The 19167-nt window shown below is 39.2% G+C and carries 21 protein-coding genes and 2 other annotated features (1 of these 23 only partly in view); all 21 genes read left to right on the forward strand.

Translation table 11 applies throughout. The annotated features are described in order from the left end of the window. Positions 1-331 precede the first annotated feature (331 nt). The 21 genes from V7124_RS10280 (at position 332) to rplA (ending at position 19012) form a co-directional block, all read left to right on the forward strand. The gene (locus V7124_RS10280; protein ID WP_335415825.1) at positions 332-793 is read left to right on the forward strand and encodes a CtsR family transcriptional regulator; all 462 of its coding nucleotides are present in this window, start codon (positions 332-334) and stop codon (positions 791-793) included. Positions 794-823: 30 nt separating this feature from the next. Beyond that, complete coding sequence (locus V7124_RS10285; protein ID WP_335415828.1) at positions 824-1372, forward strand: UvrB/UvrC motif-containing protein; 549 nt, start codon at positions 824-826, stop codon at positions 1370-1372. Position 1373: 1 nt separating this feature from the next. Next, entirely contained in the window at positions 1374-2444 is a 1071-nt protein-coding gene (locus V7124_RS10290) for a protein arginine kinase (RefSeq protein ID WP_335415832.1), read from the forward strand. 16 nt (positions 2445-2460) lie between these two features. Continuing rightward, positions 2461-4902: an ATP-dependent protease ATP-binding subunit ClpC gene (gene clpC / locus V7124_RS10295; RefSeq protein WP_335415835.1), complete on the forward strand. Its 2442-nt coding sequence runs from the start codon at positions 2461-2463 to the stop codon at positions 4900-4902. A gap of 95 nt (positions 4903-4997) precedes the next feature. Continuing rightward, a complete protein-coding gene (gene radA / locus V7124_RS10300; RefSeq protein ID WP_335415837.1) occupies positions 4998-6380 on the forward strand; it encodes a DNA repair protein RadA in 1383 nt (460 codons plus the stop codon). A gap of 3 nt (positions 6381-6383) precedes the next feature. Then, on the forward strand, positions 6384-7457 hold the full coding sequence (gene disA / locus V7124_RS10305) for a DNA integrity scanning diadenylate cyclase DisA (RefSeq protein ID WP_335415841.1): 1074 nt from the start codon (positions 6384-6386) through the stop codon (positions 7455-7457). A 176-nt stretch (positions 7458-7633) separates the two neighbouring features. Then, complete coding sequence (locus tag V7124_RS10310) at positions 7634-8719, forward strand: PIN/TRAM domain-containing protein (RefSeq protein WP_335415846.1); 1086 nt, start codon at positions 7634-7636, stop codon at positions 8717-8719. A gap of 154 nt (positions 8720-8873) precedes the next feature. After that, the gene (ispD, locus tag V7124_RS10315; RefSeq protein ID WP_335415850.1) at positions 8874-9563 is read left to right on the forward strand and encodes a 2-C-methyl-D-erythritol 4-phosphate cytidylyltransferase; all 690 of its coding nucleotides are present in this window, start codon (positions 8874-8876) and stop codon (positions 9561-9563) included. A gap of 2 nt (positions 9564-9565) precedes the next feature. Further along, positions 9566-10042: a 2-C-methyl-D-erythritol 2,4-cyclodiphosphate synthase gene (ispF, locus tag V7124_RS10320; protein WP_335415853.1), complete on the forward strand. Its 477-nt coding sequence runs from the start codon at positions 9566-9568 to the stop codon at positions 10040-10042. Positions 10043-10122: 80 nt separating this feature from the next. Next, the gene (gene gltX, locus V7124_RS10325; RefSeq protein ID WP_335415857.1) at positions 10123-11580 is read left to right on the forward strand and encodes a glutamate--tRNA ligase; all 1458 of its coding nucleotides are present in this window, start codon (positions 10123-10125) and stop codon (positions 11578-11580) included. Positions 11581-11627: 47 nt separating this feature from the next. Next, positions 11628-11870 (forward strand) — a binding site (T-box leader). 93 nt (positions 11871-11963) lie between these two features. Continuing rightward, positions 11964-12632: a serine O-acetyltransferase gene (gene cysE / locus V7124_RS10330; protein WP_335488767.1), complete on the forward strand. Its 669-nt coding sequence runs from the start codon at positions 11964-11966 to the stop codon at positions 12630-12632. Then, positions 12613-14013 (forward strand): cysteine--tRNA ligase, encoded by a 1401-nt coding sequence (gene cysS / locus V7124_RS10335; RefSeq protein ID WP_335488770.1) that lies wholly within the window; start codon positions 12613-12615, stop codon positions 14011-14013. The genes cysE and cysS overlap by 20 nt, the downstream gene beginning before the upstream one ends. Before the next feature lie 3 nt (positions 14014-14016). Further along, entirely contained in the window at positions 14017-14442 is a 426-nt protein-coding gene (locus V7124_RS10340; protein ID WP_335488773.1) for a Mini-ribonuclease 3, read from the forward strand. Beyond that, positions 14439-15188, forward strand: a complete 750-nt coding sequence (rlmB, locus tag V7124_RS10345; RefSeq protein WP_335415868.1) for a 23S rRNA (guanosine(2251)-2'-O)-methyltransferase RlmB — start codon at positions 14439-14441, stop codon at positions 15186-15188. Before V7124_RS10340 ends, rlmB begins: the two co-directional genes overlap by 4 nt. A 2-nt stretch (positions 15189-15190) precedes the next feature. Then, the gene (locus V7124_RS10350; RefSeq protein ID WP_335415871.1) at positions 15191-15700 is read left to right on the forward strand and encodes an NYN domain-containing protein; all 510 of its coding nucleotides are present in this window, start codon (positions 15191-15193) and stop codon (positions 15698-15700) included. A 70-nt stretch (positions 15701-15770) separates the two neighbouring features. Further along, the gene (gene sigH / locus V7124_RS10355; RefSeq protein WP_335415874.1) at positions 15771-16421 is read left to right on the forward strand and encodes an RNA polymerase sporulation sigma factor SigH; all 651 of its coding nucleotides are present in this window, start codon (positions 15771-15773) and stop codon (positions 16419-16421) included. 111 nt (positions 16422-16532) lie between these two features. Continuing rightward, on the forward strand, positions 16533-16679 hold the full coding sequence (gene rpmG / locus V7124_RS10360) for a 50S ribosomal protein L33 (protein WP_335415877.1): 147 nt from the start codon (positions 16533-16535) through the stop codon (positions 16677-16679). Positions 16680-16724: 45 nt separating this feature from the next. Continuing rightward, the gene (secE, locus tag V7124_RS10365; protein ID WP_335415880.1) at positions 16725-16907 is read left to right on the forward strand and encodes a preprotein translocase subunit SecE; all 183 of its coding nucleotides are present in this window, start codon (positions 16725-16727) and stop codon (positions 16905-16907) included. A 134-nt stretch (positions 16908-17041) separates the two neighbouring features. Next, the gene (gene nusG, locus V7124_RS10370; protein WP_335415884.1) at positions 17042-17575 is read left to right on the forward strand and encodes a transcription termination/antitermination protein NusG; all 534 of its coding nucleotides are present in this window, start codon (positions 17042-17044) and stop codon (positions 17573-17575) included. Between the two features lie 192 nt (positions 17576-17767). Beyond that, positions 17768-18193 (forward strand): 50S ribosomal protein L11, encoded by a 426-nt coding sequence (rplK, locus tag V7124_RS10375; protein WP_007085303.1) that lies wholly within the window; start codon positions 17768-17770, stop codon positions 18191-18193. Positions 18194-18313: 120 nt separating this feature from the next. Then, positions 18314-19012, forward strand: coding sequence for a 50S ribosomal protein L1 (gene rplA, locus V7124_RS10380; RefSeq protein WP_335415889.1), 699 nt, complete (start codon positions 18314-18316; stop codon positions 19010-19012). A gap of 53 nt (positions 19013-19065) precedes the next feature. Then, positions 19066-19167, forward strand: a sequence feature (ribosomal protein L10 leader region) (it continues 43 nt past the right edge of the window).

Consider the following 19167-nt stretch of genomic DNA (forward strand, 5'->3'; position numbering starts at 1 on the left):
GGACGTTGCCAGGCAAAACGAAGCACAACCTGATAAGGGTTGTGCTTTTTTGCATTGTCCAGAAGGGCTAGAAAAAAATTTTGGTTCCCATGAGTTTGATTTTTTTACGATAGAGGGAACCAAAACCCCCTTTTGATTCCCTCTACCCTAATCTTTCTAGAACAAAGGGAATCAAAACCCCAAAACCCCCAACTAATTTCCTAAAAACAAATTAAACATGTTTCACACACGCAATAATTGGAAAAAATCATTAGTAGCAGTTGTTTGCAACTACATAAAATTTTCAGTATAATTAAAGTCAAATATAGTCAAAGTCAAAGGGGGTGGGAAGATGAGAAACATCTCCGATATAATCGAAAAGTATTTAAAGCAAGTGTTAGAAATGAGTGAACAGGAGCATGTTGAAATAAAACGGAGTGAAATTGCTGATAAATTTCATTGTGTTCCATCACAAATCAATTATGTTATAAATACGCGATTTACCATCGAGCGCGGGTATGTCGTAGAAAGTAAACGCGGGGGAGGCGGATATATTCGAATCATAAAGGTTCAGTCACATGATTTCGTTGATCTAATTGATCACTTATTATCTCTCATTGATAATCGAATCGCACAAACCACTGCTGAAGATGTTATTTATCGACTAGTCCATGAGGAGATAATCACAAAACGAGAAGCCAAAATTATGTTAAGTGTCATTGATCGTTCTGTCCTTTATATTGATCTTCCATTCCGAGATGAGTTAAGAGCAAGAATGTTGACTGCAATGTTAACATCATTAAAATATAAATAATATATACCAGCTTGAGAGGTGAAGTTAAAAATGATTTGCCAGGAATGTAATCAAAGGCCTGCAGCACTGCATTTTACAAAAATTATTAACGGTGAAAAAACCGAGGTAAATCTATGTGAAAAATGCGCCCAAGAAAAGGGTGAGATGTTTATGATCAATGGGGGTTCGGGTTTTACATTTAATAACCTTTTAGCAGGTCTATTAAATATCGATCCTTCTGTACAGAAACAAAATCAAAATACATTTCATCAAGAAGAAATCCTTCAATGCAATGGGTGTTCAATGACCTTTCCACAATTTATTAAAGTAGGGCGTTTTGGATGTGCTCATTGCTATGAAACATTTAAGGAACAGCTTCCGCCAGTTTTAAGAAGACTTCACAGCGGTAATTGGTCCCATAGCGGCAAAATTCCCAAGCGAATTGGCGGCGGGATTCACCTTAAAAAACAAATTGAAAGCCTTAAGAATGACCTTAAGGATTTAATACAACAAGAGGAATTTGAAAAAGCTGCTATGATACGAGATGAAATACGCACACTCGAAAAAGACTTACCAGGCAGCCATAAGGGAGGGGAATAACGTGTCGCTTGAACGCTTTATAAATCAAGCAGTCAGCTCGTGGATGAGCGAGGAGGGCCCTGATTCAGATATTGTCTTAAGTTCCCGAATCCGTTTAGCCCGAAACTTTGAGGACATTAAATTTCCAACATTATTTTCACATGAAGAAGCACAATCGATTATTTTAAAAATGGAAGAGATACTCCGTGATTCCAATTTCACTAAGTTTGGGCAAATGGAATTACTGAAAATTGATGAATTACAGCCGCTTCAAAAAAGGGTTTTAGTAGAAAAGCATTTGATTAGTCCAAATTTAGCAGAGGATTCACCATATGGTGCAGTTCTATTAACCGAAAATGAAGAAGTAAGTATTATGATAAATGAAGAGGACCACATTCGGATTCAGTGCTTATTTCCAGGGCTTCAATTAGCAGAAGCTTTAGAAGCAGCCAACGAAGCGGATGATTGGCTTGAGAGTTTTATCCACTTTGGCTTTGATGAGAAACATGGCTATTTAACAAGCTGCCCTACAAATGTAGGTACCGGTCTCCGGGCCTCGGTCATGATGCATTTGCCAGGGCTTATGTTAACCCAACAAATTAGTCGTATCATTCCTGCCATAAATCAGCTTGGATTGGTTGTCAGAGGAATCTACGGTGAGGGGAGTGAAGCGCTCGGAAATATTTTTCAGATCTCCAATCAAATTACATTAGGAAAATCCGAGGAAGATATTTGCCGAGACCTTAAAGGTGTAGTTAGTCAGTTAATTTCACAAGAAAGGTCTGCTCGAGAAGCATTACGCAAAACTTCAAACATACAATTAGAAGATAGAGTTTTCCGATCTTATGGCGTGTTATCCAATTGCAGAATTATTGAAACAAAAGAGGCTGCTAAATGCCTGTCTGATGTTCGCCTAGGAATTGATATGGGTTTTATTGATCATTTGCCTAAAAATATATTAAATGAATTAATGATTTTAACACAGCCCGGTTTTCTGCAGCAATATGCTGGAGGGCATTTACGACCGGATGAAAGAGATATAAGACGAGCAGCATTAATTCGAGAACGACTAAAAATGGAGCAAGAAAAATAGTGAGGAGGAATGGAATATGATGTTCGGCCGTTTTACTGAAAGAGCCCAAAAGGTTTTAGCTTTAGCACAAGAGGAAGCAATTAGACTTGGACACAATAATATAGGAACAGAGCATATTTTATTAGGTTTAGTCCGCGAGGGAGAAGGCATTGCTGCCAAGGCTCTTTATGGTCTTGGACTCGGATCTGAAAAAATTCAAAAGGAAGTTGAATCATTAATCGGCAAAGGCCAAGAGGCATCCCAAACAATTCACTATACACCAAGAGCGAAAAAGGTAATCGAATTATCGATGGATGAGGCCCGGAAATTAGGACATTCATATGTGGGAACTGAGCATATTCTCCTCGGGTTAATCCGTGAAGGAGAAGGTGTAGCTGCAAGAGTTCTTAATAACCTTGGAGTTAGTTTAAATAAGGCACGGCAGCAAGTACTGCAGTTATTAGGCAGTAATGAATCAGGCGGTCATCAGGGAGGAGCGTCTGTAAGTGCGAATACCCCTACCCTTGACAGTCTTGCTAGAGACCTTACAGCAATTGCTAGAGAAGGAAGTTTGGACCCTGTTATTGGAAGAAGCAAGGAAATCCAGCGGGTAATTGAAGTATTGAGCCGCCGTACAAAAAACAACCCTGTATTAATAGGTGAACCAGGTGTTGGTAAAACGGCAATCGCAGAAGGACTTGCTCAACAAATTGTAAATAATGAAGTTCCAGAAATTCTTCGTGATAAGCGGGTTATGACTCTTGATATGGGAACTGTAGTAGCCGGCACTAAATATCGTGGAGAATTTGAAGATCGCTTGAAAAAAGTAATGGATGAAATTCGCCAAGCGGGTAATATCATTCTCTTTATCGATGAATTACACACATTAATAGGAGCTGGGGGAGCAGAAGGGGCTATTGATGCTTCAAATATTTTAAAACCATCCCTTGCCCGTGGAGAGCTTCAATGTATCGGTGCAACCACGCTTGACGAATACCGTAAATATATCGAAAAAGATGCAGCCTTAGAACGACGCTTCCAGCCAATTCGCGTTGAAGAGCCAACAGCTGATGAGTCTGTCCGTATATTAGAGGGCCTTCGAGATCGTTATGAAGCCCACCACCGTGTATCGATTACTGATGAGGCGATTGAAGCTGCGGTTAAGCTATCTGATCGTTATATATCTGACCGATTCCTGCCAGATAAAGCGATCGACTTAATAGATGAAGCAGGTTCGAAGGTTCGCTTACGCTCTTATACAACACCGCCAAATTTAAAAGAATTAGAAGTTAAGCTTGATGAAGTCCGAAAAGAGAAGGATTCTGCTGTTCAGAGTCAAGAATTCGAAAAAGCAGCCTCACTAAGAGATACGGAACAACGACTTCGTGAACAGCTTGAAGAAACGAAGAAAACATGGAAAGAAAAACAAGGAAAAGAAAACAGCGAAGTTACTGTTGAAGATATTGCAAGTGTTGTATCAAGCTGGACGGGTATACCAGTCTCAAAACTTGCACAAACAGAGACGGCTAAATTGCTTAATTTAGAGGAAATCCTGCATTCTCGAGTGATTGGTCAGGAGGAAGCGGTTAAGGCTGTTTCCAAAGCGGTACGTCGTGCGAGAGCTGGCTTAAAGGATCCAAAACGCCCAATTGGCTCTTTTGTATTCCTTGGACCTACTGGGGTAGGGAAAACCGAATTGGCACGTGCCCTTGCTGAAGCAATGTTTGGTGATGAGGATGCTATGATTCGTATTGATATGTCCGAATACATGGAGAAGCATTCTACTTCCCGTTTGGTTGGATCACCTCCAGGATATGTAGGATACGAAGAAGGCGGTCAATTAACGGAAAAGGTAAGAAGAAAACCATATTCAGTTATTCTGCTTGATGAAATTGAAAAGGCACATCCAGATGTATTTAATATTCTATTGCAAGTCCTTGAGGATGGCCGGTTAACCGACTCTAAAGGCAGAACAGTTGATTTCCGTAATACTGTTCTAATCATGACTTCCAACGTCGGAGCGGAAGCATTAAAACGTAACAAATATGTTGGTTTTAATATTCAAGATGGCGAACAGAACTATAAGGATATGAAGGGCAAGGTAATGGAAGAATTGAAAAAAGTCTTCCGTCCAGAATTCTTAAACCGTATTGATGAAATAATTGTCTTCCATGCTTTAGAGAGAAAGCATCTAGATGAAATTGTTACCCTTCTATCTGACCAATTAGTGAAACGCCTAAAAGAGCAGCATATTTCTTTAGAATTAACGGAAGCAGCGAAGGGAAAAATCTCTATAGAAGGCTACGATCCAGAGTATGGTGCCCGTCCATTACGCAGGGCAATACAAAAGCATATTGAAGACCGTCTCTCTGAAGAACTGTTAAGAGGTACAGTTTTAACAGGCCAGCATGTTATAATTGATGTAGATAATGGTGAGTTCGTAGTTAGAACAGCAGAAAAAACGACACTAACTAAATAAACCAATTATTGATGTTTAAGAACAACTAAAAGGGGTACACGATAGTAGTTCGACCGTGTACTCCTTTTTGTATTTAGAGTCAGGGGTAGATAGATATGGCTAAACGAAAAACAAAGTTCATGTGTCAAGACTGTGGATATGAGTCTCCTAAATGGCTGGGAAAATGTCCTGGCTGCGGAGAATGGAACAAAATGGTGGAGGAAGTGGAGGTAACTGGAGGGAATAGAAGAGGAGCCTTCTCTCATTCCAATGGCGGCGGGGCAGTATTAGCCAAACCAACACCTATTACAGCCATTGAGTCACTATCTGAACCGAGGATACTTACCGATCTACATGAACTCAACCGTGTTTTAGGCGGTGGAGTGGTAAAGGGATCGCTCGTATTAATTGGCGGTGATCCGGGTATCGGAAAATCGACACTCCTCTTACAGGTATCATCGCAGCTTGCAAATAAGGGAAATCAGGTTTTATACATATCCGGTGAGGAATCGCTGAGACAGACAAAGCTTCGTGCTGAAAGACTTGGGGTAAAATCTGAAAATCTCCTCGTTTATGCTGAAACAAATTTAGAAGAAATAAATAGAAATATAGAAAGTACAAAACCAAGCTTTGTTATTATTGATTCTATTCAAACGGTATTCCATCCGGATATAACATCTGCCCCTGGGAGTGTCTCGCAGGTTCGTGAATGTACTTCAGAGTTAATGAGGATAGGGAAAACGAATGGAATTGCTATTTTTATTGTAGGTCATGTCACAAAAGAAGGTTCAATTGCCGGACCAAGGCTACTCGAGCATATGGTAGACACCGTTCTATACTTTGAAGGGGAAAGACACCATACGTATCGAATACTACGCGCCGTGAAGAACCGTTTTGGATCAACCAATGAAATGGGAATTTTTGAAATGAAAGAATTAGGACTTGAAGAAGTTGCGAATCCATCTGAAATCTTCCTAGAAGAGAGGTCACAAGGTGCAGCCGGATCAACAGTGGTAGCCTCAATGGAAGGGACCAGACCCGTACTAGTGGAAATCCAAGCGTTAATATCGCCAACAAGTTTTGGAAATCCAAGGAGAATGGCAACAGGGATTGACCATAATCGTGTACCATTGTTAATGGCAGTATTAGAAAAAAGAATGGGAATGCTGCTTCAGAATCAAGATGCGTATCTTAAAGTGGCAGGTGGCGTAAAATTAGATGAACCAGCCATTGATTTAGCCATTGCAGTAAGTATTGCCTCAAGCTTTCGAGATAAGCCTACGAGAGCAACAGATTGTATCATCGGCGAGGTTGGGTTAACAGGAGAGGTAAGAAGGGTCTCGAGGATTGAACAGCGCGTTCAGGAAGCGGCAAAATTAGGTTTTGAACGGGTCATCCTACCTGCCAATAATTTAGGAGGCTGGCAAAGCCCCAAAGGTGTAGAGTTAGTCGGTGTGTCAACTGTAGCTGAAGCGTTAAAAGCAGCGTTGGGAGTGTAGTTCATGGAAAATAAAAAACTGGGTGAACAAACCGTAAGTGAAGTATTACAGTTTATTGCCCCAGGTACACCGATACGTGAAGGAATCGATAATGTACTAAGGGCTAATACTGGTGGGTTAATCGTTGTCGGATACAATGATAAGGTTAAAAGTATCGTAGATGGAGGATTTCAAATTAATTGTCCATTTTCACCGAGTTATCTTTATGAGCTAGCAAAAATGGACGGTGCTATTATTCTAAATGAATTAGGTAATACCATTATTATTGCTAATGCCCAACTAGTGCCGGATTCGGATATTTCTGTGTCAGAAACAGGTATGAGGCACCGGACTGCTGAAAGAGTGGCTAGGCAGACAAAGGCACTTGTTATCGCTATTTCTCAAAGGAGAAATGTCATCACCTTATATCAAGGAAACTTTCGGTATGCCCTAAAAGATATTTCGGTGATTTTTACAAAGGCAAATCAAGCAATTCAAATGTTGGAAAAATATAAATCAGTCCTTGAGCGAAGTATTGCTAATTTGAGTATTTTAGAATTTGAAGAATCTGTTACATATAACGATTTCTTACTTGTTCTTCACCGATTTGAAATGGTGCTTAAAATAAAAAATGAACTTATCGCTTACCTAAACGAACTTGGTACGGAAGGCAGGCTTATTCGGCTGCAAATGAATGAAATCCTAACTGATTTAGAAGTGGAGACGTCCCTTATTATTAAAGATTATGCTATTGATCGGAATATTAAGGAGAAGGATGTTCTCAAGCGAATGCAGGTATTAACCAGTAACGGAGCATTAGAAGATCTAGCTATACTGAAACTAATGGGCTATCAAGGATATATTCCACTTGATGAAAATAAACATCCGCGTGGCTATCGGATTCTTAACAAAATCCCTCGCCTTCCTATGGTTATTATTGAAAATATTATTAGCAGTTTTGGTGAGTTTTCAAAGATTGTCTCCGCTACTGTTGAAAATCTCGATGATGTTGAGGGGATAGGAGAAATTCGTGCAAAAAAAATTAAAGAAGGCTTAAAACTAATAAAAGATCGCTTATATACAGAGAGGCAATTATAGATCTTGGAAACACAAATTTCCATTTGTTTGACAGAGATTTTTACCAATGCTACCCTTGAAGTGGAAAATTGACACAAAAACTGGATCAATTAAATTTGCCATTTTATAAAAATAATCAATAAACAAAGGTTTCATTTTTGGGAATATGTTTATAATGAAATAGAGGAGGTGAAGGAATGTTAAAACGTATTGTGCAAGCATGTTTTCTCATTACCGGCGGGACGCTGGGAATATTATTGATCCCACTATTGCTAAAATTAATTAATTTTGACGACATTCCAATAATCAGTAACTCGTATGCTGCGGCTATTCTAGGTGCAATTATTTTTTATCTTATAACTTTTTGGGCAGTTGATTATGTACTTGAGTTTATTAAATGGGCAGAAGATTCACTGGTGAAAATCCCGGTAACAGATGTGATTTTCGGCAGTTTAGGTTTAATCTTTGGCTTGTTAGTAGCCTTTTTAATCGGATTTGCTCTAAATGCAATTCAAGAACCTATACTAAATGCGGTCGCTCCTCTTTTACTGACTTTATTATTTGGTTACTTAGGCTTTCAGGTCGGATTTAAGAAAAGGGATGAGCTTTTAAATCTCTTTGGCAGCAAAGGTAAGAAAAAGTCTGGCGATGAAGATGCCGAGAAGGCTGAAGGTCAATCGCTTAAAATCCTAGATACGAGTGTAATTATTGATGGTCGTGTAGCAGATATTTGCCAAACAGGATTTTTAGAGGGAACGATTGTTATTCCCCGGTTTGTGCTTGAGGAATTACAACATATTGCGGATTCATCGGATGTCCTTAAGCGAAATAGAGGCAGGCGGGGCTTGGATATATTAAATCGAATTCAAAAAGAACTTGCGATTAAAGTAGAAATATATGAAGGCGATTTTGATGAAATTCAAGAAGTAGACAGCAAGCTGGTGAAACTAGCCAAGATTACGAACGGTATGCTTGTTACGAATGATTTTAATCTTAATAAGGTATGTGAATTACAGAACGTTTCTGTATTGAATATTAATGATTTAGCCAATGCTGTTAAACCAGTTGTTTTGCCTGGGGAAGAATTAGCCGTGCAGGTAATCAAGGATGGTAAGGAATATCACCAAGGTGTTGCTTATCTTGATGATGGAACGATGATTGTTGTCGAGGAAGGTAGAGAATACATCGGAAAAAGAATTGAAGTTCTAGTTACGAGTGTTCTTCAAACTTCAGCAGGAAGAATGATTTTTGCAAAACCAAAATTATTGGAAAAAGCCCTTTAGCTCGAAAAGCGGAAGCGCCTTGCCCAGGGGCGACAGGCATAAGACGAGCCGGCGGGAAGGTTGTTCTTTAACCTTCTTGACGGATTGGCTTATGACCCCGAGCCCCTAGGCGCTGTAGCTAGACAAGACAGAACGTATAGATTGGAGTTTTAACATGGCTTATCAAGTCATTATCCCAGCAGCAGGTCAAGGGAAGAGGATGAGAGCAGGGAAAAATAAGCTCCTGTTAGAATTAAATAACATTCCTATTTTCATCCACTCCCTCAAGGTTTTTGATGAAGATGAATTATGTGAGGGTATTATTTTAGCGATTAGCCCACAGGATGAAGGGGAAATTAAATTATTATTAAAAAAGCATAAGGTGAAGAAGGTGCTGGATTTAGTTCCAGGTGGGAAAGAACGTCAAGATAGCATCTATAATGCATTGAAAACAGTGAAAACTGACGGGATTATTCTGGTTCATGATGCAGCTCGTCCTTTTATTCTCAAGGAACATATTCACCGATTACTAGATACAGCACAGGAAACAGGTGCGGCCATCATTGGAGTGCCAGCCAAAGATACCATGAAAACAGTACATGATCAATCGGTATTGGCAACTGTCGAAAGATCTAGCTTGTGGGCTGTCCAGACCCCACAAGCTTTTCGTTTTTCTGTATTATATAAGGCGTATGAACAGGCAGAAAAGGATTGCTTTGTTGGTACCGATGATTCGAGTTTGGTCGAGCGAACCTCTCATCCAGTCACCATCATTGAGGGGGATTATGATAATATCAAGCTTACTACCCAAGAGGATTTATTTTTTGCCGAAGCGATAATAAAGAAAAGACAAGGGAGTTTTTAAAAATGTTTCGAATTGGTCAGGGCTTTGATGTACACCAACTAACGGAGGGCCGTCCTCTCATTATCGGCGGCATAACCATCCCATATGAAAAAGGGCTGCTAGGTCACTCAGATGCGGATGTTTTATTACATACGGTCTCAGATGCTTGTCTTGGTGCTATTGGGGAAGGGGATATTGGCAGGCACTTTCCAGATACAGATCCAGAGTTTAAAGATGCGGATTCGGCAAAGCTAATGTCACATGTATGGCAGCTGGTGAAAGATAAAGGATATGAGTTGGTTAATGCCGATTGTACCATTATTGCACAGAAGCCAAAAATGGCACCTTACATCCAGCAAATGAAAGAACGAATTGCAGAGTTACTAGAAGCTGATCCAGAACAAATCAACGTGAAGGCAACAACAACAGAAAAGTTAGGTTTTACGGGTCGTGGTGAAGGGATTGCCTCACAAGTTGCAGTTTTACTAAAAAAGATTTAATTATCTTTATTGCTGAAATACTCAATGGTAAAATAAATCAGGATGAAGAAAATGGGTTATTACAGGAGGCACTGAAAAATATGTCAAAGGAAGTTCGTGTAAGGTATGCTCCAAGTCCAACTGGACATTTACATATTGGAAATGCCCGTACAGCATTATTTAATTATTTGTTTGCACGGAGTAAGCAAGGGAAATTTATAATCCGTATTGAAGATACAGATAAAAAGCGAAATATTGCTGGCGGTGAAGAAAGTCAATTAAAATACCTGAAATGGCTAGGAATGGATTGGGACGAAAGCGTGGATGTCGGCGGCGAATATGGTCCGTACCGGCAATCAGAAAGAAATGATATTTACCAAACCTACTATAATCAATTACTCGACAATGGCCATGCCTATAAATGTTTTTGTACAGAAGCAGAAATTGAAGCCGAGCGGGAAGAGCAAATGGAAAGAGGAGAAACTCCTCATTATTCAGGAAAATGCCGCCATCTTACAGCTGAAGAACGTGCAAAATTAGAAAGCGAAGGCCGTGAGCCAAGTATTCGAATCGTTGTACCTGAAGGAAAGACCTATACATTTGATGATATGGTAAAAGGAATGGTTTCTTTTGAGTCTGAAGGAATGGGCGATTGGGTAATCATCAAAAAGGATGGGACCCCAACGTATAATTTTGCGGTAACCATTGATGATTACTTAATGAAAATCTCTCATGTGCTTCGCGGCGATGACCATATTTCTAATACTCCTAAGCAACTAATGGTATACGAAGCATTAGGCTGGGAGCCGCCGATATTTGGCCATATGACATTGATTGTGAACGAAAGCAGAAAGAAGTTAAGTAAGCGTGATGAATCAATCATCCAATTCATCGAGCAATACGAAGAATTAGGATATTTGCCTGAAGCTTTATTTAACTTTATAACACTATTAGGCTGGTCACCGGCAGGAGAAGAAGAGCTTTACTCGAAAGAGGAGATTATTGAGATTTTCGATGCAAACCGCTTATCGAAGTCGCCTGCTTTGTTTGATACGAACAAGCTTACTTGGATGAACAATCAATATATGAAAAAAATAGAGGTCGATAGGCTATTGGAATTATCCTTGCCACATCTAGTTAAAGCTGGCAGAATTGGTGAAAACGTAACGGATGAGGAACTAGAGTGGACAAAATCCTTAGTTTCCCTTTTACAAGAAAAAATGAGCTTTGGTGCGGAAATCGTTGAGCTATCGGATATGTTCTTTAAAGATGAAGCAGACTACGAAGAGGATACCAAGGAAGTGTTAGCTGGCGAGACAGTACCGGAAGTATTAAAAGCATTTTCTGAAGAGCTTGAGAAACTAGAACACTTTAAAGCTGATGAAATAAAGGCAGCAATGAAGGCCGTGCAAAAATCAACAGGCCAAAAAGGAAAAAATCTGTTTATGCCCATCCGTGCAGCCGTTTCTGGCCAAACACACGGTCCTGATTTACCTCAAGCCATTGAACTTTTAGGAAAAGAAAAAGTTTTAAAGAGAATTGAAAAATTAATTGGTTAACATTAAGCTGAAAATGTAATATAGTAAAGGAAATAAACTTTCTATATGAAAAAGTGTAGATGAGGAAAAGTAGAATATGATGCTTTAAAGAGATGACCATCACCGGCTGAAAGTGGTCAAAGCCTCTCATGTTTGAAAATGCACCTCTGAGTCCCATTTTGAAAAGATGAAAATCTGAGTAGATTTGGGCGGAACCTTTCCGTTAACAGGTAGAGTGAGACCAGGATAGGCTTTATCAAAGATAAGCTTAAGGTCTAATCAGAGTGGAACCGCGCAATTGCGTCTCTGTCGTTATGACAGAGGCGTTTTTTATTTGAAAAAAACAAGGGGATCATTATCAAATATGACGCTTGGCTACATTTACTTAAGGGGGAAATGAGAAAATGTTCAAAATGTTGAAGGAGGATATTGCGGTTGTCTTTGAACAAGATCCTGCAGCAAGAAGCTACCTAGAAGTGATTCTAACGTATTCTGGTTTACATGCGATTTGGGGGCACCGAGTTGCCCATGCATTTTTCAAACGGAAGTTTTACTTTCTTGCTCGCGTGATTTCTCAAATTAGTCGCTTTTTCACAGGTATTGAAATCCACCCTGGTGCCAAAATAGGCAGGAGATTATTTATTGACCATGGAATGGGAGTAGTCATTGGAGAAACTTGTGAAATTGGCGATAACGTAACGATTTTTCAAGGTGTAACACTGGGAGGAACAGGTAAAGAGAAAGGGAAGCGTCATCCCACTATAAAAGATAATGTATTAATTGCTACTGGTGCAAAGGTACTTGGCTCAATAACCATTTGGGAAAATTCGAAAATTGGCGCAGGCTCCGTTGTTTTGAAGGAAGTACCGCCTAATTCAACCGTTGTAGGTGTTCCAGGCAGGGTAGTTATCCAAGACGGTAAACGAATTGGCAAGGACCTAGACCATTGTAATCTTCCTGATCCGATAGCAGATCGTATTAAAGATTTACAATTTGAAATAAATGAGTTGAAAGAAGAGTTAATCGAATTGAAGAGAGAAAGGAATAAGATGAATGACCATTCAGCTGTATAATACACTAACCCGTAAAAAAGAAGAATTTGTTCCGCTTGAAGAAGGCAAAGTAAAAATGTATGTTTGTGGTCCTACTGTCTATAATTTTATTCACATCGGCAATGCCCGCCCGCCGATTGTTTTTGATACCGTTCGCCGCTATCTAGAGTACCGGGGATACGATGTCCACTATGTATCCAACTTTACAGATGTAGATGATAAATTAATCCGTGCCGCTAACCAGCTTGGGGAAGATGTCCCAACGATTGCCAATCGTTTTATTCAAGCTTATTTTGAAGACGTAACAGCATTAGGCTGCAAAAAGGCGGATATTCATCCACGTGTAATGGAAAACATGGATACTATTATTGATTTTATTGATCAGCTTATTAAAAAAGGCTTTGCTTATGAATCAGAAGGTGATGTCTATTTCCGGACTAGAAATTTCGATGAATATGGTAAGCTTTCTCATCAATCAATAGATGACCTGCAAATTGGTGCGAGAATTGAGGTTGGTGAGAAGAAACAGGATGATTTAGACTTTGCACTATGGAAGGCAGCAAAAGAAGGGGAAATTTATTGGGAAAGTCCTTGGGGAATTGGGCGCCCTGGCTGGCATATTGAGTGCTCAGCAATGGCAAAAAAATATTTAGGTGAAACGATTGATATTCATGCAGGTGGTCAAGATTTAACGTTCCCTCATCATGAAAATGAAATTGCCCAATCTGAGGCGCTTTCTGGAAAAACTTTTGCCCGCTATTGGATGCACAACGGATATATTAATATTGACAATGAAAAAATGTCAAAATCGCTTGGGAACTTTGTGTTAGTGCATGACATTATCAAAAGACATAATCCACAAGTGCTGCGGTTTTTCATGCTATCCGTACATTACCGCAATCCGATCAACTATAGTGATGAGTTATTGGAAAGTACAAAGGCGGCTTTTGAACGATTAACAACTTCTTACCAAAATTTAAAGCATCGTAAGGAGTCTAGCACAGAGTTAACCAATAATAATCAAGAATGGTTAAAGAAAATAGAAGCACTAGAGGTTGAGTTTATAAAAGCAATGGATGATGATTTCAACACAGCAAAAGCCATTTCTGTTCTATTTGATCTTTCGAAGCTGGCAAATTATTATCTATTAGAAAAAAACACAGCAGTAGAAGTGATTGATACATTCACCCATCAATTTGATGAGTTATTTAAGGTCCTAGGGCTGACACTTGAAACGGCTTCGGAAATGCTGGATGATGAAATTGATGCCTTAATTGAAAAAAGAATCCAAGCCCGTAAAGAACGTAATTTCCAGCTATCAGACCAAATTAGAGATCAATTAAAGGAAATGAATATTATTTTAGAAGATACTCCGCAGGGTACAAGATGGAAAAGAGGCTAATTCATGCTTGATTATCAAGAAAAAGTAAATGCCAATCAATTGAATAGTCTTGCTCTTGCATATATGGGTGATGCTGTGTATGAAACCTATGTCAGACGTCACCTTCTGCAAAGCGGGAAAGTAAGACCCAATCATCTTCACCGTAAAGGAACAACATATGTTTCGGCAAAAGCGCAAAGCCAAGTGCTTTTTCGAATGATGGATGAAAAACTCCTTACGGAGGAAGAGTTTGCGGTAGTGATGCGCGGACGCAATGCAAAATCAGGGACAGTCCCTAAAAACACGGATGTCCAAACATATCATTACAGCACAGCTTTTGAAGCCTTAATAGGATTTTTATATTTAACCGAGGCAACAGAACGATTAGAAGAACTAATTGTAAAGTCCTTTGAATTTGTTGAAGAAAAGAAAGGAGGAACAAGCGAATGAATGAGAACAAGGATTACATCATTGGAAAAAATCCAGTAATGGAGGCACTTAGGTCAGAAAGAGATATCAATAAAATACTGATCGCAGAATCCTCACAGCGAGGTCAAATGCAGCCGTTAATTCAATTAGCCAAAGAAGCAAATGTTATCGTCCAATTTGTCCCAAAGAAAAAAATTGATCAACTATCTGATGAAAATCATCAAGGTGTTCTTGCATATGTGGCTGCGTATCAATATGCGGAAATTGATGATTTATTTGCAGCGGCAGAAAAGAAAAACGAAACTCCATTCTTTTTGTTATTGGATGAAATTGAGGATCCACATAACCTTGGATCTATCATGCGAACAGCAGATGCGGTGGGGGCGCATGGAATTATTATTCCTAAAAGAAGAGCAGTTGGATTAACAGCTACTGTGGCGAAAGCGTCAACAGGTGCAATTGAGCATATTCCTGTAGTACGAGTTACCAATATGGCAAGAACAATAGACGAATTAAAAGAACGAGGTATTTGGATTGCAGGTACCGATGCTAGTGGTAAACAGGATTATCGGCAATTTGATGGGACGATGCCACTTGGCCTTGTGATTGGCAGTGAAGGAAAAGGCATGGGGCGGCTAGTCAGAGATAAATGTGATTTTCTGATCAATCTTCCGATGGCTGGAAAGGTTACATCATTAAATGCGTCTGTTGCAGCAGCGATACTAATGTACGAGGTATACCGCAGGCGGCATCCTCTTGAGGAATAGAAATGGACATTTTGCTTGTCGATGGATATAACATCATTGGTGCATGGCCAGAATTAAGGGAACTAAAGGATCATGATTTACCCGCAGCCCGTGACCGCTTGGTTGAAAGAATGGCCGAATATCAGGCTTACTCTGGCTATCGTGTAATTGTAGTATTTGATGCCTACTATGTTCAAGGAATAGAGAAAAAGTATAAAAATCACAAGGTTGATGTCATTTTTACAAAAGAAAATGAAACAGCAGATGAGCGGATTGAAAAGATGGCCATTTCCCTAAATAACAGAAGAACACAAATCCATGTGGCTACTTCTGATTTTACTGAGCAATGGGCCATTTTTGGACAAGGTGCGCTAAGGAAATCCGCTCGGGAACTGCTTATAGAGATGTCCTCTATAGAAAAAGGGATAGAAAAAAAGGTTAAGAAAATACAAGAGAAAAGACCATTCTCCAAGATACCGATTAGTAACGAAGTGGCAGAAATTTTCGAAAAATGGCGCAGAGGTAAAAAGTAAGCGTTGACGTTCAAAAGTTTTCGACCGTATAATAATACTATCTATGCTTGTTCGGTGGAGGGGATCTTAATTGGGTACAGACTTCGGGGAAAAAGGCAACGAACTTTTTTTTTCATTGGATGACGAGGAAATTGTTGATCAAGTGCACCAAGGTAATACTGAGGCGTTGGACTACTTAATTCACAAGTATCGTAATTTTGTACGTGCAAAAGCAAGATCCTACTTCTTAATCGGAGCAGATAAGGAAGATATTGTTCAAGAGGGAATGATTGGCCTTTATAAGGCAATTCGAGACTTTCGTGAGGACAAGCTTACATCATTCAAGGCATTCGCTGAATTATGTATCACCCGGCAAATAATCACGGCCATTAAAACAGCAACAAGGCAAAAACATATTCCGTTAAATTCCTATGTATCATTGGACAAGCCTATTTATGATGAAGAATCGGACCGTACCTTAATGGATGTCCTTTCCGGTGCAAAGGTACTCGATCCAGAAGAATTAATTATTAATCAAGAAGAATTTGATCACATAGAACTGAAAATGACTGAATTATTAAGCGATTTAGAACGCAAGGTTTTAGCACTGTACCTTGATGGTCAATCTTACCAAGAGATTTCAGAAGAGCTAAATCGTCATGTTAAATCTATTGATAACGCCCTGCAGCGTGTAAAAAGAAAACTAGAACGCTATTTAGAAATTAGGGAATTTAGTTTGTAGACACTATTTCATGACAATTATTTGAAACCGCTCTTATGCGTGGTTGACAATAATTAGGTGTCATGTTACATTTTTAAAGATATAAAAGATGGATAATGAAGGTGTCGAATTATGAGTAAAAAAATTATTCTGGCATGTGCCGAATGTGGTTCACGAAACTATTCTACCAATGGGAACCAGGGACAGTCAGAACGATTAGAATTAAAAAAGTACTGCAAAACATGCGCCTCCCATACAATCCACCGAGAAACAAAATAAGTTTATTACTGGCAATGTTATTCCGATAGTTGGAGGGTTATAGATATGCAGCGTTTAAAGAAATTCTTCAGTGATATTTTCCGTGAAATGCGAAAAGTTAGTTGGCCAAAACGCAAGGAACTGACACGCTATACCATTACGGTTTTTTCAACAGTTGCCTTTTTTGCAATATTCTTTGGTGTCTTAGATTTAGGAATTTCTAAATTGATTCGTCTTATTCTTGAATAATAAAAGGTATTTCATGGTATAATGGTGAATAATAAAGAAGTTTTCACGTGAAGCCCGTTTAACGGGTTTTTTCATTTGTCTTATAAAGTTTTTTATAAAAGGTACGGGGAGGGATGGACGTTTAGTCCTCTTGAATGGAAAAGAATTGGTATGTTTTACATACTTACTCAGGTTATGAGAATAAAGTTAAAGCGAATCTAGAAAAACGTGTTGAATCAATGGGTATGACGGATAAGATTTTTAGGGTAATTGTACCAGAAGAAGAAGAAACCGAGATTAAAAATGGTAAAAAGAAAGTTGTGAAACGAAAGGTTTTTCCTGGGTATGTGCTTGTTGAAATCGTAATGACAGATGATTCTTGGTATGTAGTCCGTAATACACCAGGGGTAACTGGATTTGTCGGCTCTGCCGGTGCTGGGTCAAAACCAACTCCGCTCCTGCCTGAAGAAGTCGTCACGATTCTTAAACGTATGGGTGTTGAGGAAAAACGGATTGATGTAAATTATGAAATTGGCGAAACGGTACGGGTGAAAGAAGGACCATTTACAAACTTTACAGGTAGTGTTGAAGAGATGGACAAGGATAAAGCTAAACTTAAAGTTCTTGTAAATATGTTTGGTCGTGACACCCCGGTAGAACTAGAATTTACACAGATTGAAAAGCTTTAAAATAAGGAAAATAAATAGTAATTTGAAAAAAACTTGAAATCATTTTTAAAAAGTGGTAATATTTCATAGGTCAGTATGTCTCTTGTGAGACTAGACTTTTAATAAAATCTTTATCTTTATATAAAGACAGATACCTGAGTGGGAGGGCAAAAGCCCTATTACCACATCACGGACTTTAAGGAGGTGTGTCTCGTGGCTAAAAAAGTAATTAAAGTTGTTAAATTACAAATCCCTGCTGGGAAAGCAAACCCTGCACCACCAGTTGGTCCTGCACTAGGTCAAGCCGGTGTTAATATCATGGGATTCTGTAAGGAATTTAACGCTCGTACAGCTGATCAAGCTGGTTTAATCATTCCTGTTGAAATCACGGTTTTTGAAGACCGTTCATTTACATTTATTACGAAAACTCCTCCTGCTGCCGTTCTTTTAAAAGTAGCAGCTGGAATCCAGTCTGGTTCTGGTGAACCAAACCGTAATAAAGTAGCAACAGTTAAGCGTGATACAGTACGCGAGATTGCGGAACAGAAAATGCCAGACCTAAACGCTGCAAGCGTTGAAGCAGCAATGCGTATGGTTGAAGGTACTGCTCGCAGCATGGGAATCGTAATCGAAGACTAATCCATGTAAACTGTTTTGTTGTAATGAAGGGGGTTGCGTTACTTTGCGCAACCTTTATTCGTGGGAGGTAATTCCGCTAAAGGTTATTCCGTTAAAACCACAATCTAGGAGGAAATTAAAATGGCTAAAAAAGGTAAGAAGTATTTAGAAGCTGCTAAGCTAGTTGATAACACTAAAGCTTACCCAGTTGCAGAAGCAATTGAACTTGCGAAGCAAACAAACTATGCAAAATTTGATGCAACACTTGAAGTGGCTTTCCGTTTAGGCGTTGACCCTAAGAAAGCTGACCAGCAAATCCGTGGTGCAGTTGTACTTCCAAACGGAACTGGTAAAACTCAACGCGTTTTAGTATTCGCGAAGGGTGAAAAAGTGAAAGAAGCAGAAGCTGCTGGTGCAGATTATGTTGGCGATGCAGAATACATCAACAAAATCCAACAAGGTTGGTTTGATTTTGATGTAATCGTAGCTACTCCTGATATGATGGGTGAAGTTGGTAAGCTTGGTCGTACATTAGGACCTAAAGGCTTAATGCCAAACCCTAAAACAGGAACTGTAACATTTGATGTAACTAGAGCAATTAATGAAATTAAAGCAGGTAAAGTTGAGTACCGTGTAGACAAAGCTGGAAATATCCACGTGCCTATCGGAAAATCTTCTTTCGAAAACGAAAAACTTGTTGAGAACTTCAAAACTGTATTCGAAACAATGGTAAAAGTTAAACCTGCAGCTGCAAAAGGAACATACATGAAGAACGTTACAGTTACTTCAACAATGGGACCTGGCGTGAAGGTTGATCCTTCATCTGTAACAGTTAAGTAATTTCTTACCAATTGACAAATATAGATATATTTTATATAATCTATTTTGTTGTTTAAATAAAAACATTTGTACTGAAGACAGCAGGTGCTATTTATAGCTTAATTTCCTGCCGAGGTAATGCGATAATTGGCTGAAATCTTCGGCTATTGTATGCA

Source organism: Neobacillus niacini (genome assembly GCF_036961885.1).
Classification (GTDB): domain Bacteria; phylum Bacillota; class Bacilli; order Bacillales; family Cytobacillaceae; genus Neobacillus; species Neobacillus niacini_H.

Bases quoted from the DNA above. Each gene is read 5' to 3' on its own strand.
- V7124_RS10280 (WP_335415825.1), top strand. From the start codon at position 332: ATGAGAAACATCTCCGATATAATCGAAAAGTATTTAAAGCAAGTGTTA.
- V7124_RS10285 (WP_335415828.1), top strand. From the start codon at position 824: ATGATTTGCCAGGAATGTAATCAAAGGCCTGCAGCACTGCATTTTACA.
- clpC (WP_335415835.1), top strand. From the start codon at position 2,461: ATGATGTTCGGCCGTTTTACTGAAAGAGCCCAAAAGGTTTTAGCTTTA.
- radA (WP_335415837.1), top strand. From the start codon at position 4,998: ATGGCTAAACGAAAAACAAAGTTCATGTGTCAAGACTGTGGATATGAG.
- disA (WP_335415841.1), top strand. From the start codon at position 6,384: ATGGAAAATAAAAAACTGGGTGAACAAACCGTAAGTGAAGTATTACAG.
- V7124_RS10310 (WP_335415846.1), top strand. From the start codon at position 7,634: ATGTTAAAACGTATTGTGCAAGCATGTTTTCTCATTACCGGCGGGACG.
- ispD (WP_335415850.1), top strand. From the start codon at position 8,874: ATGGCTTATCAAGTCATTATCCCAGCAGCAGGTCAAGGGAAGAGGATG.
- ispF (WP_335415853.1), top strand. From the start codon at position 9,566: ATGTTTCGAATTGGTCAGGGCTTTGATGTACACCAACTAACGGAGGGC.
- gltX (WP_335415857.1), top strand. From the start codon at position 10,123: ATGTCAAAGGAAGTTCGTGTAAGGTATGCTCCAAGTCCAACTGGACAT.
- cysE (WP_335488767.1), top strand. From the start codon at position 11,964: ATGTTCAAAATGTTGAAGGAGGATATTGCGGTTGTCTTTGAACAAGAT.
- cysS (WP_335488770.1), top strand. From the start codon at position 12,613: ATGACCATTCAGCTGTATAATACACTAACCCGTAAAAAAGAAGAATTT.
- V7124_RS10340 (WP_335488773.1), top strand. From the start codon at position 14,017: ATGCTTGATTATCAAGAAAAAGTAAATGCCAATCAATTGAATAGTCTT.
- rlmB (WP_335415868.1), top strand. From the start codon at position 14,439: ATGAATGAGAACAAGGATTACATCATTGGAAAAAATCCAGTAATGGAG.
- V7124_RS10350 (WP_335415871.1), top strand. From the start codon at position 15,191: ATGGACATTTTGCTTGTCGATGGATATAACATCATTGGTGCATGGCCA.
- rpmG (WP_335415877.1), top strand. From the start codon at position 16,533: ATGAGTAAAAAAATTATTCTGGCATGTGCCGAATGTGGTTCACGAAAC.
- secE (WP_335415880.1), top strand. From the start codon at position 16,725: ATGCAGCGTTTAAAGAAATTCTTCAGTGATATTTTCCGTGAAATGCGA.
- nusG (WP_335415884.1), top strand. From the start codon at position 17,042: ATGGAAAAGAATTGGTATGTTTTACATACTTACTCAGGTTATGAGAAT.
- rplA (WP_335415889.1), top strand. From the start codon at position 18,314: ATGGCTAAAAAAGGTAAGAAGTATTTAGAAGCTGCTAAGCTAGTTGAT.